The sequence below is a fragment of the Pontibacter sp. SGAir0037 genome (assembly GCF_005491705.1).
Taxonomy (GTDB): Bacteria; Bacteroidota; Bacteroidia; order Cytophagales; family Hymenobacteraceae; genus Pontibacter.
The window spans coordinates 2,070,123-2,089,480 of record NZ_CP028092.1; the positions used below are offsets into that span (position 1 = coordinate 2,070,123).

At 48.1% G+C, this 19,358-nt stretch carries 9 protein-coding genes; 1 reads left to right on the forward strand and 8 read right to left on the reverse strand.

Features of this window, described 5'->3' with window-relative positions; translation table 11 throughout:
- Positions 1-307: 307 nt before the first annotated feature.
- Entirely contained in the window at positions 308-1,837 is a 1,530-nt protein-coding gene (locus C1N53_RS08395; protein WP_137758876.1) for a family 43 glycosylhydrolase, read from the reverse strand.
- A 409-nt stretch (positions 1,838-2,246) separates the two neighbouring features.
- On the opposite strand from C1N53_RS08395, the gene C1N53_RS08400 reads away from it, so the two are divergent.
- Positions 2,247-2,978 carry a GntR family transcriptional regulator gene (locus C1N53_RS08400; RefSeq protein WP_137758877.1) on the forward strand — a complete coding sequence of 244 codons (732 nt, stop codon included), beginning with the start codon at positions 2,247-2,249 and terminating at the stop codon, positions 2,976-2,978.
- Positions 2,979-3,116: 138 nt separating this feature from the next.
- Here C1N53_RS08400 and C1N53_RS08405 read toward each other — a convergent pair whose 3' ends face one another.
- From C1N53_RS08405 to C1N53_RS08435, 7 genes are all read right to left on the reverse strand, one after another.
- Positions 3,117-5,513: a GH92 family glycosyl hydrolase gene (locus C1N53_RS08405; RefSeq protein ID WP_137758878.1), complete on the reverse strand. Its 2,397-nt coding sequence runs from the start codon at positions 5,511-5,513 to the stop codon at positions 3,117-3,119.
- 100 nt (positions 5,514-5,613) lie between these two features.
- On the reverse strand, positions 5,614-7,020 hold the full coding sequence (locus C1N53_RS08410; RefSeq protein WP_137758879.1) for a sugar porter family MFS transporter: 1,407 nt from the start codon (positions 7,018-7,020) through the stop codon (positions 5,614-5,616).
- 57 nt (positions 7,021-7,077) lie between these two features.
- Positions 7,078-8,967 carry a class I mannose-6-phosphate isomerase gene (locus tag C1N53_RS08415; protein ID WP_206077632.1) on the reverse strand — a complete coding sequence of 630 codons (1,890 nt, stop codon included), beginning with the start codon at positions 8,965-8,967 and terminating at the stop codon, positions 7,078-7,080.
- Between the two features lie 486 nt (positions 8,968-9,453).
- Positions 9,454-12,444 carry a PA14 domain-containing protein gene (locus tag C1N53_RS08420; protein ID WP_137758880.1) on the reverse strand — a complete coding sequence of 997 codons (2,991 nt, stop codon included), beginning with the start codon at positions 12,442-12,444 and terminating at the stop codon, positions 9,454-9,456.
- Between the two features lie 488 nt (positions 12,445-12,932).
- Positions 12,933-16,841: a PAS domain S-box protein gene (locus C1N53_RS08425; protein WP_137758881.1), complete on the reverse strand. Its 3,909-nt coding sequence runs from the start codon at positions 16,839-16,841 to the stop codon at positions 12,933-12,935.
- A 541-nt stretch (positions 16,842-17,382) separates the two neighbouring features.
- A complete protein-coding gene (locus C1N53_RS08430; RefSeq protein ID WP_137758882.1) occupies positions 17,383-18,024 on the reverse strand; it encodes a PAS domain-containing protein in 642 nt (213 codons plus the stop codon).
- Between the two features lie 9 nt (positions 18,025-18,033).
- Complete coding sequence (locus tag C1N53_RS08435; RefSeq protein ID WP_137758883.1) at positions 18,034-18,834, reverse strand: alpha/beta fold hydrolase; 801 nt, start codon at positions 18,832-18,834, stop codon at positions 18,034-18,036.
- Positions 18,835-19,358 lie beyond the last annotated feature (524 nt).

Here is a 19,358-nt window from a genome sequence, read left to right on the forward strand (position 1 = left end):
TCAAGCAGCGCCTTATATAAAGTGATTAGTCACACTTCCAAAGCAAAGAAAATGTAGAATTCACTGGTATTTCTGACAATATACCGAGCGCCCATTTCATTGAAAATAGCTCAGAAATTCTTCAGACAATAAGATAGCAATGAAAGACGCTATTCGTTGTTCTGTAAATATAGAATATTCCGCAAGCTTTCACAATCTGTATTCTATAAATTAATTATAGAAGTAAACCTTGCAAACGTATTTTTGGGGTGAGAACATGTGTTAAAACCTCACTGGCGCTCCCCGATCACCTTATGATCCACCTGCTTTACAGGTAGGTCAATCTGAAGTTACCAAAGGTTCCATACTTATTTTCTGCCTCCTTATCAGCCTTCACAAATAAACCTGCTTTCATTCCCCAGGACCACCAAGCGAGGTAGCTTGCCTTTACAGGAGCGTCCAAGGGCATGGCTGTCCAATTTTCATTATCTGTGCTGTAGGCAAACTCAAATAAATTAGCTCCTTTAGCAGTTGACCGCAGGTAAACAGTTGCCGTTGTGCTGACTTCTGCTTCCGAGAGTACCTCAAAGGTATCTTCATCCGACTTCCAGACCACCAGCTTGCTTTCCTTTACCCCAAACCCTAAAGCCTTATTGTTGGTCGCATAATATACCAGTCCGCTCAGCACCTTGCTTTCCTGGGTGATGGTCGTGCTGATTTCAAAATCACCTCGCTCGGGCACAGTTACCAAGGCAGAGAAGATGTGTTCTCCCTTCACAATTGGCTCATCTTTTAACCGGAGCCTGGAGTTTGAAATTTCAGTGACAGGCAGGTAGGTGGATGCGTCATACCGCCACCAGTCGGCCAGACCATTATCGAACTCATCAACCTTATCGGTTTGGAGTTGCCCAGGCCTGATGTTTTCAGCGGTGAGGTTGAAGTAAGGCCATTCCGTTTTATTATCCCAGAAAAATGGGCTGAGCATGACCGACCTGCCTAAGTATGGAAATCCGTAGCTATGATAGGCATGATAAAGATATTGCCATTCCTGCCCCGTGTTTACAGCAGTGCCATGGCCTGGACATTTCCAGGTCTCATTGCCAGTTAAAATGGGATTTGCGGGATTTTTTTCCCAAGGGCCTAGCATGGATTTAGCCCTGGCTACACCTACCTGGTAGTCGCAAGAGCCACCACAACAGGCATTTCCAGAATAAAGCATATAAAGATAGTCGCCATGTTTCACAATGCATTGGCCTTCTATTCCTCCGCTTTCCCAGCTGCCTTCCTCAGCCGTTAGTATATCAAATGCTTCACCTGTCAGTTTTAATCCATCATCTGTTAAAGCTGATCCCAGGATTTGAATGGGCTTGTCCGGGTTAAGTCCGTATGCTTTCCAGGTGATGTACTTGGTACCGTCTTCCTCATAAACATAAGCATCTATGGCTTCGTTACCCCACTCGATAATGATGCCATGGTCTGTAAATCCTTTTCTGATATCACTGGTAGTTGCTACACCTATACAGGAAACACCATCGGTCCTTCTGGCGGTGTAATAACAGTAAAAGGTACCTTTGTCGTAATACAGTTCAGGTGCCCAATAGCTGTCTATTGTCCAGGCAGGCTTTTCATCGAATACGTAGTTGACGAATTCCCATGTCTTCAGGTCTTTGGATTGATAAATTGGATAGTAAGGTCCCCAGTTGTTGGACGACCCACTGGCATAATACATATCACCTACCCTAATAATCGAAGGATCAGGCAGTTCACCTGGAATAACCTGCTGTTGATAGGTTTGCTTTAGTTCAGGGGTGCAGCTTACAAGCCAGAAAGCAAAGAAAATCAGAAGTAACTTATACATTATTCTTAGGTTTGAGTACTACATTATTAACCAAGGCAATCTCTAAATTAAACCAGCCTCCTGCTTTTCAGAATGCTACAAAGGCTTAATTTCCGCTTGCCCAAACTGCTTAAGAAGCTTAGACGACCTTTAACTACCAATCCTACAGATTCATCCGCTCAGATTGGTTCCTCTCATTGCTGTTCATCTACAAATTTCAGCTTTAACCAGAGGTAGTCCAAGCACGACTTAAAATTATCATTTTTTACTTAATCGTTTTAGGTAGGATCATGTTTTAATGTAAATACATTCTTATAAAGAATTCGTAATTTAGCTATGATGTATATTGCTGACCACTGATTTTGTTACAGGAGAAGTCTTTCGTTCTGTAACTATAGTTTTTTATATAAAATATTCTTTACCAGTTCCTATGAACTTAGCTCTTGATCGAAAAAATCCTATCCCACTGCACATTCAGGCAGAATATCTACTCCGAGAACTCATAAATGATCCTATTTACAAAAACGGTAAGCTATTGCCCAATGAAATGGAACTGGCAAAGCAGTTGGCAATATCCAGAACGACACTACGGCAGGCCATCAACAAACTGGTGTATGAGGGGTTACTGATAAGAAAAAAGGGCATCGGGACAAAAGTTGCCATGCCCTCCGTTAGCTCTAAATCACAGAACTGGCTCAGCTTCTCACAGGAAATGCAGGCACGGGGAATTCCAATAAAGAATTTTGAGCTTCATGTAAGCTGGGTGCTGCCAGACGAGAGCATAGCTAACTTTTTCGAAATCCCTGCCGATAGAAAAGTTCTGAAGCTTGAAAGGCTCAGAGGAAGAGAGGAAGGTCCTTTTGTCTATTTCGTCTCCTTCTTCCATCCCAGGGTGGGGTTGAATGGAGAGGAAAACTTTAAACGGCCACTTTATGAGATTCTGCAAAATGACTATTCTATTATTGCTCAATTATCCAAAGAAGAAATCACAGCCATAGCAGCTGATGGCTTTTTAGCTAAGAAGCTTGAAATGAAATTAGGAGAGCCTGTTTTATTTAGAAAACGGTTTGTGTATGACCAGGGAGAGCGGCCAATGGAATATAACCTGGGATATTACAAGGCCGATAGCTTTGTGTATACGGTAGAAAGCACGAGGTCATGAGGCTCAGGTAAAGGTAATGAAGCGCATGTATGAATTTATTCTCAGCACAAAGAACAAATTCATACATGCGCTTCATCGTGATTAATCAGGAGTATTACGTCAGCCAATCTGCGTAGTAAACTGCCTTACGGACAGCTGCTATTGCACAGAAGGCGGAGGTGCCTGAACTCCCCAGTTCTTATTGGGCTGGCTACCCATGACAAACTTGAGTTTGCCCCCCTGCATCAACTCGTCCCGGTACAACCAGCAGTTGTTCAATGGCTTGCCGTTGAACTCCGCGGACTGGATGTACACGTTTTCAGCTGCATTGTTTTCGGCCTCGATAACCAACTGCTTCTTATTGCCCAATGCAATGGTCGCCTTGTCGAACAGCGGGCTTCCGATTTGCACAACAGGCCTGGCGTCGGTAAAGCCTTTCACATCGAACAGCCCGAGCGCAGCCAGGTTATACCAGGAGCCCAGCTGGCCCTGGTCCTCGTCCTGCCCGTAGCCGTAGCCGTGTACCCCCTCTGTACCGTAGAACTCATCGCAAATGGCCCTGGTCCATTTTTGCGTTAGCCAAGGCTGGCCCGAGAAGTTAAAGAGCCAGCTGATGTGCAGGTTAGGTTGGTTCCCGTGGTTGTATATGGCGTTGATGCCCGCAAAGGCGTCAATGGTTTTGCCCCCGCCAAAGGCGTTCTTTTGAGACTCGGCAAAAATACTGTTCAACCTGGTGTTGAACTCTTCTTTACCCACGGCAGAGATCAATGCTTCCGGGTTCTGAGGAACAAAAAAGGTATACTGGATGGCATTTCCTTCCTGGAAGCCTCTCCAGGCCTGGTACGGGTCAAACGGAGCGATGAAATTGCCATGGATGTCTTTGGGGTGTATCAGCTTAGACTGCGGGTTGAACAGGTTCTTCCAGCCGCCCGCATACTTCATTAGCTTCTGGTAGTCTTCCGTCTTGCCCATCGATTTTGCCATCTGGGCGGCCGCGTAGGCACTAAAGGCGTATTCCATGGTGTGCGAGGCTGAAAACGTAGACCCCGTAGAATCCGTGATAAAAAGATCGCCCCCTCCTATAAAAGGGCTGTACCCGCGCTCTACAAAAGCCTTCACATCCATTTTACCGGAGCCTTCCACCCTGTTTTTCCAGCTCATCTCATTTGCGTAAACCGCTTTATAAGCCAGCTCCGTGTCATAGTCCCGGATACCGGCATTGTAAGCCGCTGCCACGGCCAGCCCTACCATATTGGTGCCTACCCCTGAAACAAAATTACTGTTGGCTATACCGTCGCCGAACCACCCTCGCTCTTTATAGACCTGCAACTGGGTGTGCACAAAATCGTTGTAATGCTGCGGGTAAGCTAAAGCCCACAATTGGGTGATGTTCCAGTAGCCCCCCCAAATGGCATCCGTATTCATAAAGTTATAGCTGAAGTTTCCCTTCGCGTCGCGGGGTAACTGCCCGATTGTCCCGTCGTGCCGGGGGAAGGCGCCGTTCACATCGCTGGCCACGCCGCGGCCCAACAATGCATGGTATAGACCGGTGTAGAACTTGACTTTATCTCTCTCGTCTGGGCCTTCTACCTGCAGCTTGCTTAACTCTTGTTCCCATGCGCTTTGGGCCTGCTCCCTGGCTTTGTCAAACGAGAGCTTTTCGCCCTCGGCGGCCAGGTTTAACCTGGCATTCTGCGTGGAGGTATAGGATAGCCCTACTTTTATTTCGATGGATTCCTGGTCTTGGGTATGGTACTCCAGGTAAAGACCGGCTCCTTTGCCCGTGGCTACCGTTGCAGAGGCCTCTACCCCTTTTTCCGAGAAGGAACCAACGCGCAGAGGCTTCTTGCTAACTTCTCCGTAGAAATACATAAACACCTTGCCTTCAGGGTCGTATTTTTTCACATATTTCGGATAGGTCTCCACAAAGCCCTCGAAATGGGTGTCATCGACCATTTTAATGGAAGCATCCGTAACCCAGCCACTCTCCCCCTGTACATTCCCTATATCCAGCATGATCCTAGACTGGTCGTTCTCAGGGAAAGTATAGCGGTGGAACCCGACGCGCTTGGTGGCGGTCAGTTCGGCAGTAATCTGGTGCTCATCCAACACCACTCTATAATAGCCTGGTTCAGCCAGCTCGTTTTTCCTGTCAAAAGCAGACCGGTAGCCGCTGCCTGTGTTCTCCAAATCGCCGGGGCGTACTTTCAGCTCTCCGGCCGTAGGCATAAAGCTTACTCCTCCTACCTGCCATTCATGAAAATGCACAAATCCCTCAATAGAATTGTGCCGGGTGTCATACCCTACGGCTTCCCAGCCGTCTTTATTTCCGTAATGCCCATTGGTGGAGGGGGCCAGTTTGGCCATGCCGTAGGGCACAGCGGCCGGGGTATAGAAAAACCAGCGGCTATGGGCCGTGCCTATGTTGGGGTCCACATATTTCAAAACGCTCTCCTGCTTTACGCCGCTTTCCTGGCTTGTAAGGCAGGACATAAGCGATGCGGAGCATAGTGCAACAGTAAAAACAAGCTTTACACTTCTAACCAGGTTATTCATCAGTTATATGATAAGGATTTATAAAACAAACAGCAGCCAGGTATGTAACAAAGGGCTCATTGTCATCCGCATCCAAGCATTTAGAAGCCCCTTTGAAACCTTAGCCTGAACTTTTCTCTTTTGACGGAGTTGCCCACATATTTTGTATTTCTTCCAACGTTTTCCCTTTTGTTTCCGGCACCATTTTGTACACTACCCAAAAAGCGATGAGGCAGAAAGCGGCAAAGAACCAGAAAGTAACGGCGGCACCGTAAGAAGCCAGAAAGATGGGGGTTATCTGCCCTACGATCGTATCCGCCACCCACATCACCATGATGCTGAGCGCCAGCGCCCTGCCTCTGACTTTGTTGGGGAAAATCTCGGCGGCAACCACAAACTTCAGAGGGCCAATGGAAAAGGCAAAACAGGCCAGAAATACAATGATGCTCACCAACAGAAGCAGGTTGGAACCGCCGCTGTAAAAGCTATAGCCTGTTAAGAACAGGCTGACGGTCGCGCCTGCCGAACCTATCAGGTAAAGCGGGCGACGCCCCAGTTTGTCTACCTTCCAGACAGCGATCAGGGTAAACAGGAAATTGGCGAGCCCGAAAATCACCTGCCCCATCAGGGCATTGCTCATGTCGATACCGGCATCGTTCAGAATACGGGGACCGTAGTAGATAACTGCGTTCACACCGCTGAACTGCGAAAAGAGAGGCAAAAGCAGGCCTATCCACAATGCCTTTCGCATGCCGGGCGCAAACAGCTCTTTATAAGAACCTGTTTCCTGCTTCAGGGTGTGCTGTATGCTCAAAGCATCTTTTTCAGCCTCCGGACGGCTGCTGATTCTGGAAAGGATCCCGATCCCTTCTGCAACCCGCCCTTTCTGTATTAACCAGCGCGGACTCTCCGGCACAAACAACAGCCCTATGAGGAAGAGCACAGCCGGGAGTGCCTCCAGGCCAAACATGCTGCGCCATACCTCATCCATTACCAGGTACTCAAACAAGCCTTCGCTGCGGCTACTCTCTCCGCCTGCCAGCGAAATGTTCAGCAATCCGGCGTTTGTGAGGTATGCCACGACAATGCCAAGCGTGATAGCCAGCTGATAAAAGGTAACCAAACGACCGCGCACGGCCGCAGGGGCAATCTCCGATATATACAGCGGCGCCACGATAGACGCCACACCTACCCCGATGCCGCCCAGCATACGCGCTATGACCAATACGATGAAAGACGGTGCTCCAGCTGTGCCTACGGCAGAAACCAGGAACAGGATAGCGGCCAGTAGGAGTAGGTTCTTACGCCCCCACCGGTCGCTTAGCTCTCCCGAAAAGCCAACTCCGCCAATGGCGCCTACAAGCGCAGATGACACGAACCAGCCCTCTTCTGCCGCCGATAAGAGAAACTGCTCTTTAACGAAAGGCAGCACGCCAGAGATGACAGCCATATCGAACCCGAACAGCAGCCCCCCCATCGTCGCCACGATAGTGATCGCAAATAAGAAAAAGGATCTGTTTTGATGCATTTTGTTTGAATGAGCTTGTGAAAGACTGTCTGCCATGTGTCCTGAGGCGAATAAAGGTCAACGCCTCGCCTGGTTGTCACCCGTTCCTCCACAATACGCGTCTTTCACAAATGCCTTCACCACTTTTGCCCTTGACGGCCCGCGGTTAACAAGGGTATAGGCCCTGGCAGCAGCGGGAACAACGAACGTTTCCGCGTAACTCACCTCCTGCTCCACGTCACCTGTTCTAACAACAATGCTGCTTCCTTCTACTAAGCTTAGGATGTGGCACTGTTCCTCTGTTTCTGCCTGTACCTCTGTATCAAACTCGAACCGGTGAACCGCGTAAAAGTGCTCCGGATGGGTAGAAAGATTCACCAACTGCCAGTCTGCGCCTTTTCGGATAATGCTTTGTGCTGAGATCAGTTCTCTGGCAGCCGCTTCCCCTCTCCTGTCAAAGTCCAGGTTTTCAAACGCTCTGTCGATGTTCAGGGGCCGTGGGTTCCCGTCCAGGTCAAGGCGCAGCCAGTCGTACATTTTGAAGGTGTAAATGTAGGGGGTGCTGCTGATCTCCAGCACCATGTTGTTTATCCCGGAGCAATGAACCGTGCCATTCGGAATCAGGAACAGGTCGTGCTTTTTTGCAGGAAAGACCTGAATGAAGTCCTCCACCTGGATGGCTTCTTTTTCAGCCGCGCTTTTCTCAAGCAAGGCCCTGAACTCCTCCTTTTTCACGTCCTCCTGAAAGCCCAGGTATACTTTTGCATCCTGCCTGGCGTCTAAAATATAGTAGGTTTCATCCTGCGTGAAATTCTCTCCAAAGTTATCTTTGATGTAGGCCTTTGTCGGGTGGCACTGCACCGATAAGTTCCCGCCGTCGAACGTATCTAAAAAGTCGAACCGAATGGGGAACTCATCTCCGAAGCAGGAAGCCGCCTTTCCCAGTATGGCCCGGTTATCGTAATGCATCAGGTTGGCAAAGCTTACTTCAAGCAGCTTCCTGTCGCTTTCAAACACGACCCCGTTTTCAGGTGTGATAAGCTCGAAAGACCAGGCGTAGTTCGGCACATCCGGCGACACCCCCCGGATGTTTTCTTTGATCCAGTTTCCTCCCCATGCACCGGCTTCGAACCAAGGCCGTGCCCGAAAGGCACTCTCGGACATTTGCTTTAAGGCACCTCTCAGGTCATCCCCCAGCATCCAGGTAATGGCTGTTCCTCTTTGCTCATCAACAACAGCAGAGACCCTGGGCAGCCACGCTTTTTTATGCTTATTCATCACCACCCAGTCCACAAAGTAGAAGCGCTTGTACTGTTGCTTGGGCGAGGCAGGAGTGGACTCGCCTATGTTACACACCACCCCTGCCCTGGAACGATACTGTACCTCGTTTTTAGGCACCTCCAAAAATACAACCGGGCAGTCCCAGTCTGCCAGGGCGGCACCCGTACCGTAAAGTATCGTCAGGCCCTCTTTTGCCGGATGCAGGCCGTTGAGTTTCTCCCGGTCGAAAAAGTCCGCTAAGCTCCCGTCATACACGCGCCCGAAAATCGGATCGTCCCCGCCCAGGTAAGGCGCTACCATGGCGTTAACCCGGTCTTCGCCTTTCAAGGCCCCGTTTACAGGCATCAGGGTCACCGGCACGTTTTCGTTTTGCAGAACCGGGTGAAGCTGGCCCATAAAGCTCTCCCAGTAAACCCCCGGATCACCGTCCAGGACAACCTGGTTATAGTTTTTCAACCAGCCCGCGAAGGAATCAAAGCCTGCTCCTATTTTGCCTTCCCCGATCCTGAAGGAAGGAAAAACATCATACCCCTCTACGGCCTCCGCCTTCTCTACCGGCAACACATACTGCGTCGTTTTCCGGAACGCTACAGCAGGGGGAACTGTAGCGCTACCCTTCACTTCGTGAGATGCAGCTGCCGCTCCAATCATTCCATATAAGTTCTCTTTGTCTGGTTTATCATCCATGGCTATAAAGGTATTTTAGTAACCGATGAGTAAGCCGATGCTTCTCACTATGTACATACATAGTTACAAATATAGATTTAATTGTCAGGATTGCAAGTGGATTACTTATTATTTGAAAATTGTGGCGTGACCTGTTTTAGAGATAATTTCAGGACAAGTCTCAGCTACTTTAATATGATTAGTCTATCAGAACGGAAGCATGCTTCCCTCTAGCAACAGTTTATGTGCTATGACGCCTCAATTGAAGCTGCTTATATTTAAGCTAAAAAGCAGCGGATTCCCAGGTAACTATTCAGGAGTTACCTGGGAATCCGCTGCTGCATTAAAAGTAGTTTTCTGATAAAAAAGAGTGACTATTGTGCTAAGCCACCGCCTTTTATAGCGACCTTTTATCTATCAAATTATATCTACTATCTAATTAGTAGACAACATGAACGTGTGCTATTCCGCTTAATGTCTGAAAGGTAATTTCCTCCAGCCAAGAGGCTATTGCTTCGCGGGTATACTATTCATAGTGTACCAGGCCTCCGTGCTCCAAAGCTGCCTTCCGGTGTTACTGGTAATGCTCTCCTTGTTTAGATGGATGTACACAACGTGTTTCGCCTTCATGTCGGGCAGCTCCAGGAACACCTTTTTCCTGTCCGCTGACACCTTTACAGCTTTAATCTTCAGGCTTTGGTCGTCCAGTTTGGGCCCGCCATAGTCAGCAGTTGGCTTGAACCACCACTGACGGATTTCATAATCAGCCGCTGTTTCTCCTGCCCCTGGCTTTAACGGTTCGGTAAACTCAATTTCCACGCCGTTTGGTTTTGCCCTCACCGCCAGCATTTCGAAAGTAGTCGAATTGTTAAAGGTTAACTTCTGCAACCCGTAGCCCAGCTTCCCTGCATGGCCCCAGTTACCGGTAGAGCCAACGCCGCCGAGGTAGAGCGACCCATCAGGCCCCCAAGCCAGGCGGTTTACGCCCGCTTCCAGGCCTTGGGTAAACCGGAACACCACCCCCTGGTAGGCGCCGTTCACTTTTTCGGCAAAGACCCGCTTGATGCCGCCATGGGTGACGTCGCCGTGAATCATCTGGTTTTTGTAAGGGCCAACGTTTAGCTTGGCCGGCTGGCTGGGAGAGTTTCCTATTTCATCCTGGGTCAGCCATACCACCGGAGGCGTTTCCGTGGCATTAGCGGTTCCCTCGAAATCCACCGACCGCGAGCCGTACCAGGCCCCTTCCTGCAGGTGAACGATCTTGTTGGCCGGAAGCCAGTCGCCCTGGTTGTCAGCGATGAATATCTCATTATCAACCCCCAGACCTATGCCGTTGGGCGTTCGCAGGCCTTTGGCGACCAACGCAAAAGAACCATCTTTCCTGGATATCTTCACCACCTTGCCTCTGTCGGGGATCTGGGGATTGGTGCTGGCACCGCCGGGATTTATGGCCGTGGCCAGGGTGCCGTAGAAATAGCCGTCTTTGTAAACCAGGCCGAAGGCAAACTCATGGAAATTCGCCGACACCCGCCAACCGTTGCAAACCGTCTGGTACTCATCGATCACTTCGTCTTCATCCAAGTCCACCAGCTTCGTCAGTTCCTGCTTCTGCAGCACATATATTTCGCCGTCAACCACTTTCAAGCCCAAAGGCTCCGCTAAACCGTAAGCGATGCGCTTCACGTTGATGTCCCGGGCGCTTTTCGCCTGCCGGCTGTCCACGATGAAGACTGAGCCCAGGGAGTCCCAGGTGCTCACCACCAGGCGTCCGTCCGGAAGGAAATCCATGCCTCCTACTCTTGGTTGGAAATCGTCCGGTCTGGCCTGGGCCAACGTAAAACTTGGGTGCACCGCTTCCAGAGGCGACTTGTCGCCGGGCACTTCCTCCTTCTTCACGGCAATGGGCGCTTGCTGCGTTCTTTTTATATCAGCACCATTGAAGGTGAACACTGAAGGCGGCACAACTACAAACTCCTCGCTACCATACGGCCGCCACTGCAAGGAGACGCCTTTGCCAAATTTGCCTTGGTAATACTCTACTTTGAAAGGGTGCCTGCCGGCTTTCAGAATTATCTCCCCGTCTTTAGGCTCCAAGCCATGGTTGCCGCCATTATCCACAACCAGTTTGTCATCGATGAACAGGCGGGCGCCATCGTCGCACACCAACCGGAAGACGATGTTGGTCGTCTTCTTAATGTTCAGGTAGCCGCTGGCGTGGATAGCAAAGTTTTCCTGGAAAGAGCCAAAGTCCTGGTCGTCCAGATGCAGGGCATTGATAGAGCCTGACATAACCGGCAGCATCTCTCCGTTGATCTCGGGTAGGTTTACAATGTCGCTGCTAAACTGGTAGACATTCACGGCCATACCGGAGTTTTCCTTTTTGGCGCTCATTTCAGCGGGATTGAGTGGCTGTAACGCTATAGCATAAGCAGGCTTGGGCATCAGTTTGTTTGCGGCCTCGGCTTGTTCCTTATCGGCATCCAGGCCCAGAATATAGGAGACCATAGTGGCTGCATCCTCTTCCTTTAGGTCAGGGTGCGGGGTCATGGGCACTTGCCCCCAGTTACCGGCACCTCCTTTTATGACTTTGGTAACCAGGGCGTCTCGGTTCTTGTCGCTGTTGTCGTAGCGTTCGGCAATGGCCATATAGGCCGGCCCTACCGTTTTCACGTCACGGTTATGGCAGGTGTTGCAGTCGCTCTGGGCAAACAGCGCGGCCACAAGTTCTTCCTGGTTCACTTCCGCTTCTACCTGCTTTGCCTCAGGCTTAAGGGCCAGGTTGATTGAGAAACGCGTTCTGTCATTGGCGTTCAATTTCAGCATGCCCGGCAGCTGAATAAACTGCTGGTTCTCCAGGCTCGTTGTTTTCTTTTCCCCGGCAACAAACTGCCCGTCGGTTTCGAAGTCATTCTCCGAGAGGAGAGAGCTGAGGTTCATTTTTAGCCCTACCTGTACGCCGGCAGGAACATTGGCTGTCCTGAAGCTCCGTTCGAAGCCCGCCCTGTTGCCTTCCAACTCGAAGAACTCCGGGGTTTCTTCTATGCTGATGCTCTTTCCCTGGTAGACCAGGTCGTACATCAGCGTGACACGGTTTCGCAGGATGCGGTGGCCTCGGTAGTTGACTTCCGGTGTGGTCTCTTTGTCCCCGGCTATGATCCGCCAGGGGTTCGCCTCCTCTTCTTCCATATAGGTTGTACCGGTTGAAACTGGCTGGGGCCCGTGGGCAGAGGTATAGACAGGACCGTTGAAGTCAACCCTCCCATTCCAGGCTTTGTACAAAGCCCCGTTTTCTGTGCTGTAAGCAACCCAAAGCTTCTGGTGTAGGGCAATGCTTAAAGCCCGGGTCCTTCCATCTAAGACAGAGCGTAGTACCCAGGCTTCCCGGGGCCTTTCGACAGTGCTGGCAGTCATGTCATCGGTTTGCCTGGGGCTGCAGGAATCCAAAAAGGCGATACCCACACTAACAAGTAGTATCGGTAAGAACTTGAAAAGCTTCATTCAAATTATGTTTAGGTGTTGTGTGTAATTCTTTGCTCAACCCTCCTAGGCCTTACCAATGCTTATGTAACTTTAACAGTTACAGCAGTAATTACTGCTTGCTTTAGCATCCGCTACTTTTCATTAGAGGAGGCGCAATTTTAGAAAATTAAACGAAAAATAATAGGCTTAAATTAGTAAATCCTTTTAGCAGAAAAGTATAAATTTATTGAATCAAATAATAAAATAAATGCTTTAAAGATTCGTTTAGATAATTCAGTAAACAAGAGTCTGAAATCAAATATTTGTAAGCAGTAAACGAGAGTTATAAAGATAGTTATTGATGAACTAGTAACAAAGGCATGGAAGATCCCATACTTTTATTACAGACAAGTTAGTACTAGATACTTTCTCGTACCATATTTCAGATCTACTTAATTAATTGGCTGTCTTCTTTTTGCACCCTGCTTGTACTGAATACTATATAATTTAACAGGTACTGAAGTAGCTTACATTTCAGTAACAGGAATTCTAACTGTAGCCAGGGTTCCCCGGCCAGTTTTGGACTCGGTGATGAGGAAGGTTCCGTTCAGCAGTTTAACCCGGTCAGCAATACTTCTAAGCCCGATGCCTTTCTTTTTACCAGATTCCTGCTTCATTCCCTGGCCGTTATCCCGCACTTTGAGGATGATTTCGCCATCTTCCTGCACCAGCAATATATCCGCCTGGGTAGCCTGGGCATGTTTCACAACATTATTCAATAGCTCCTGGCTAATGCGATAAAGAGCTATTTCCAGGTAAGAAGCGAGCCGCTCTTCCAGATCTACCTCACAGTTAACTTGGAATAAACTCTGGTCGTACTGCTGACATAAAGATTCCATGGCTTTTTCCAGGCCAAAATCGTTTAGAATAATAGGAACCAACTCGTGCGAAACTCTTCTGGTTTCCGCAATAGCCTCTTTTAACAGGTTTTCAGTTTGCTGGATCAGCTCTTTGGGTACCTTTTGCGCCACCTGGTCCAGGTTTAGTTTAGTGGCATATAAAATTTGCCCTACTCCATTGTGCAGGGACTCGGATATGCGCCGGCGCTCTTCTTCCTGCGCTTCCAGAATAGCCAGCAACAGCTCTTTTTGCTGGTTTAAACGCATTTGCAGGTTTTCTTCTTCCAGCCGCTTTACTTCCGAAATATCTAAATCGGTGCCCAGTATTTTGGTCGGCGCCCCTAGCTCATCGCGCAGCACCACGGCCTTCATCCGGCAGGTAAGTGTTTGGTCGCCTACCCGCAGGCGCAGGGTTTCTTCTATATCTTCGTGCTTTTCCCGCAATTTTTCTACCAGCCGCTGCGCCAGGGGCTTATCTTCTGCTATAACGTATCGCAGATAAGTTTCCGGTTTAACAGGACTTCCTGCAGGCAAACCAAACAGGCGGTACATGCCTGCTCCCCAGCTCATTTCACCGCTGGCAATGTCGTACTCCCAACTACCCATCCGGGCTACTTCTTCGGCCTGATTTAAAATGGCAAAGTTGCGGGTAAGCTCTGCTTCAGCTAACTTCCGGTCGGTAATATCCAAGTTGCTGGCCACCACCCCGTCATCCATCTTTACGAACATGGCCGAGTACCATTTATTGAAATTTTCGTGCGGGTAATAGTATTCCACCTGTTCCGGCTCTCCAGTTTCCATTACTCGGAGCATGAGGTCAAATAAGCCCGCCTGCTTAATGCCGGGAAATTCTTGCAAATACAACTTACCAACCAGGTCCGTCCGGCCTGTCACCCGCTCCAACTCTTTGTTTATGATGAGAATCATAAAATCAATGATAGTGCCTTTTTCATCCCGGACGGCTTTCAGAATGGACAAACTAAGCAGCGTAGTATCGAAAAGAGATTGCAGTATATCCCGACTCTGGCGTAAATCCTGGGTGCGTTCGGCTACTTGTTGCTCCAGTGTTTTATTAAAATTCCTAAGCTTTTCCTCCGATAGCTTACGCTCCGTAATATCCACGGCCATGCCTACAATGTAGCGGCGTCCGTCGGCTAACGTGCCGGGCGAGGAGGCGCTGAAGCTCCAGTACCGCAGGCCTTGGACGCGGGTTCTCACCGGAAAATCAATGTTTAAGCTGACTTTATTGCCTTTGAATAATTGTTGCATGTGCCCACGCACCACATCCGCGCCTTCGCCATAGGCCTGGGTAAGCCAGTGGTCGAAGGTTGGTACTTCTTCTTGCCGATAACCCGTAAGTGCTGTCCAGGTGCGGCTAATCTGGAGCACTTCTCCGTCTTCGGCGTGCATAATAATAGGTATGGGAGCAGCCTGAATAGCCTGGCGGAACTGCTCTTCTGATTTTTTCAGCGCTTCTGCGGCCTGCTTGCTGGCGGTGATGTCGGTAACGAGGGCATGGTAGCCTGCCACGGTGCCGTCGGACCTGAACTCGGGAACGAATTCGGAATGAACGTATCGTGTGCCACCATACTTGAAGGTAACCTCCTCCTCGAACGAATGCCGCTGGCCCGCAAGCGCAGCCTCAACGTGAGGGCGGAGGCGCTCGAACGCCGTATCGCCCAGGAACTCCCGCATATGCTTGCCGATAACTTCCTCAGGTGAGTACCCGAACCAGTTCTCGTAATATTTGTTGGCGAAACGATAGCGAAACCCGGTATCGATATATGCAATCAAAGCCGGCATAGCGTTGGTGATCAGCCGGAGCTGTTCCTCTCGTTTGAGTAGGGCTTCCTCAGCTTTGGCCCTTTCTACGGCTGCCCAAGTGCGCTCAGCGGTTTCTTCTACAAGAGAGACTTCGGCTTGTGTCCAGGATCTTGGATCCCGCTGGTTGATGACAAAGGTAGCCACCAGCTTCCCTTGTTTGATAAGAGGTACAACCACCGCCGCTCCTATATCGTTTCCCAGGTACAATTCACGCTGGTCTGCTGGCATGGCAGAGTCAGTATTCATGTCGCACACCACCCATGTTTTCCCATCAATCAGCCAGGGCATCGGCCAATCACCTAACGGGTACCGTCTGGCATGACTTGGTGCATCTGGTCGATGCCAATCATGGGCCACGATAAGTTCACTGGCAGGTTCATTTATATCTACATAGTAGGCACGGTCAGTATGCAGGCGCTCTCCCAGTATCCGGGCTGCCACAGCCTGTATCTCAACTGGTTTCATAAGCGGCCGGAGCACATCGCTTAGCTTTAACAGATACTCCTGCTGTTGCTCCTGTTGCTTGCGATCCGTTATATCTTCAAATACGTTGGCAACCATCCGACTACCTGGGCCACCTATGCGTGAGGTATGGGTGCGATACCATTGTTTGGTACCCGCATGATAATTCTCGAACCGGAGTGACTCTCCTGTTTTTAAGACACTATCGTACGCATCCAGCCAGTATTGTTCGGATGGCACAATTTCGCTGCCTAACTTACCTGAAACGTTTTTTAAGCCCGTAATTCTTTCGTATGCCGGATTCACTTCCAGCAGTCGCAGATCTACAGGTTTGCCTCCATCGTCGTAGATCAATTCCAATACAGAAAGCCCTTCATCAATAGAATTGAAGAGGGAATAATATTTATCTGTTGCTGTTTGTGCTATCTCATCTTTCAGGCTGAGTATTTCCTTCTCCGCTTTTTTGCGTTTGGTAACATCCTGCACCACACCTATAAATTTAATGGCATGACCCTTCGCATCAGCCATCACCTTACCGTGAGTTTCCAGCAGGCGCAATTCTCCGTCTTTCCGGTAGACGCGGCGGGTATAGCAATAAGGCTTATTGCTGGCAGCGGCCTCTTTCAAAGCTTTTCTCACCGGCAAACGATCATCCGGATGCGACCGACTGTCAATCCATTCCAGCGAAGGTTCAAAATTCCCTGGCTCTTCTCCAAACAACCGGTACAAACCGTCGGAAAAATGGAATTTGTTCGTTTTCAAATCGACTTCATAACTACCAATGTCGGCCGCTGCTTCGGTAGAACGCAGCAAGGCTTCATTTCCAGCTAACCTTTGTTCTGCCGTTACCTGCCTGGTAATATCTTCTACTTTATGAATAAGGTAAAGAACAGTTCTACCTTCCTCTACAGGCGTATTGGATATGCGCCTGTACCGCTCTACCTTGCCTTCTTTCGGATGCACCAGGTCGTAGCGGTGCCGGGACAGGTGGTGTGGCTTTTTTGTTTTCAGTACCTGTTGCAGTGAAGCAAACAATGCATCCAGCACCCTTTCCTCCGAAGCCGAAGATGTCCTGGGGAAAACATCAAATAAACACTTCCCCACAATGGCCTCTCGTTGCGCAAAAGTAGCCTCCAGGTAAGCATCAGAAGCTGTGAGAATGACAAGTTCCGGCGAAAGAATCAGGTAACAATCCGGCACTTTTTCATAAGCTTTCAGCACTTGCGCCGGCAGGGAAACAGGATGATTCATAAGATGAAGCTTATTTCCAGCTATAGTTTTATAAATTTAAACTAAAGTACAAATTTTATACTTTATATCCTCCACTTACAACATTAGGTTAACCAAATAAATCAGCTTTCAGATAATTTTTTGTCTACCTGGATGCACTAACGCTGATCAACCTATATGGATGCCTGGAGTGATTTAAAATGTGACTATCAATGCTATAAGATTCCTGTGGTAATGGCTGAATGCACAACAAAGCTTCCGCATGAGTTCCCGGAGTTAGATAAGTTTCCTGACCTTCATTAGTAAAATACATGTACTATCCCTGCCTTTGGATTGGTAGACTGTAAATTGTTTTCTGCTGATCCAACCACTGTTATAGAAAGCCAGGAAAAAGTATGCCCCGAGGTATTTAGCTGAACTACTCCCCCCCGCTATACCTATTGTGTGGGTGAAAGTTAACCAAAGATTTTGCAGGGGATGTTTCCTTGCAGGAAAATAGGTAAGAGTGAGCAGATGAAAGGGTGGAAAAGAACGGAGCACGCAAAGCTTTATTCAGAAAAAGCTAGGTATTAAGATCTGCTTTATTTACAATTGACCTGATTTGCTGATCCAATTGGGAAGCACTCTGTTGCAGCATAGAGATGATGCGATGAGCTTCGCTATCGTTTTGAATCATTTTTTCTAACATTGGAATAAGACCGAGAACGTTCGCTAATGGAGCCCGAACCAAATGAGCCTGATTAAAAGATAGTTCTTGTAAAACCTTCGATTTAAATTGATTCTCTTCTTCTGCCTTGTTTCTTTTTGACAGAAGCTCTTTTTCATACTTCTTTCGATCTTCAACTTTAAAAATAATGGCGTTAATCATCTCCCCTTCACCCTCTCTATGATTTACCACTACTCCGTTGAACAGACAGGAGAAAGCACCTTTTGAAGTCTGAATATTTAAATTAATCTCCTTTACTGCCTGGTGCATTTTCAGGATTGGGTGCACAAAAATTTCATAGTACATGACACCTGCTTTATCCAGGATATCCGTAAACTTTTTATGCACTATTTCTTTATCACTGACACCAAGCCATTCCAGTAAAGTCTGGTTTACATAAACAATGGGGCCATTTATTTTAAAAGTTAATAAACCGCAGGGGGCAGTATTATATAAGAATTTAAAATCTATAGGATCGTCTCCGGGCTCTTTTTCCATAAAGGGTTATTATTCCAAATTAATGTAAGCATTGATAGCTGCAATTACTTCTTCCGGGGCACTTAAATGGGGGCAATGATCGGTAGCTTTCAGAATTTTCAGGGTATTTCCTTTCGCTTTCTTTTCCAGGTAATATCCTACTGCTAAAGGAGCTAAAATATCTTCAGAACATTGTAGGGTAAGGCTTTCAGTTTGGAGATTCTCCAGGTCATCCCGATTATCAGAAAGAAACGTTACACGGGCAAATTCCTTAGCAATGTCCGGATCAGTAGCACAAAAATTCTCCACCAGTTCTTCTCCTAACTCTGGTCTGTCCATATTCCCCATAACCTGCGGCGCTAAAAAGCTAGACCAGCCCAGGTAGTTGCTATCCATTAATTCCAGCAGACTGTTTAAATCTTCTTTATCAAAACCACCCGTATATTCCTCATCATTTATGTAACATGGAGAAGGTGATACAAATATTAATTTACTGAAATAAGAAGATTGTGCTATTGCTGCTTTTACTCCTATCATACAACTCACAGAATGTCCTATAAAAAGAGCATCTTTCACATTGAGTGCTTCTAAAATTTCCAGAACATCTTTCGCATATCCGTCTAAAGAATTGTATCTTTTAGAGTCGTAAGCACTTAAGTCGGATTGTCCTGATCCTACAAAATCAAAAAGAATCAGTTTAAATTTCGTCTTATAGGCGGCAACTAAATGCCGCCACACATTTTGGCTGCACCCAAACCCATGTGCCAAAATAATTGCCTGATCTCCTTCGCCGATTGTGCGAACATTATTTCGTTTAATAACGTCTGTCATTCCATTAAAGGTTAATGAAGTTAATATGCCCGCACTCCAATCTTGTATTGCTTTGTATTGGCTTAATCGTGAGCCTACCTGAGCAATTTCTGCGGCAATCCAGCTTTCGCTTTAGACGAACATATCTTTAACTTCCTTATATTCAAAGCCCTTTACACCTGGCATAAAGCTATGGCAGGAGCTTAGCTGTGCAAAGGTACAAATAAAGCTTTTGCCTCCTCGATATTCTACCGGATAAGCAGGATTAAACGTTTGCATGCTTTTGTATTTAGTGAAAGCTGTAACCAGGCACCTTCATTTCAACACTGGTAGCCGCATCCGGGCGCGCCAGGATTACCGGACCTCGCATACGTGCTGAATCTAAAAGCATGACGCTAATGAATCACGAAACGTTCCGCATTTCAACTTATCTGATAAATTGTTAGAAACAGGAGTAAAAGTTGCTGCTAACCCGGTTCCAAAAGCTACTCTAGCTGGTCCTGAATAAGCTGCCCTGTGGTTGCCACCTTTTAATTAAGGATTAG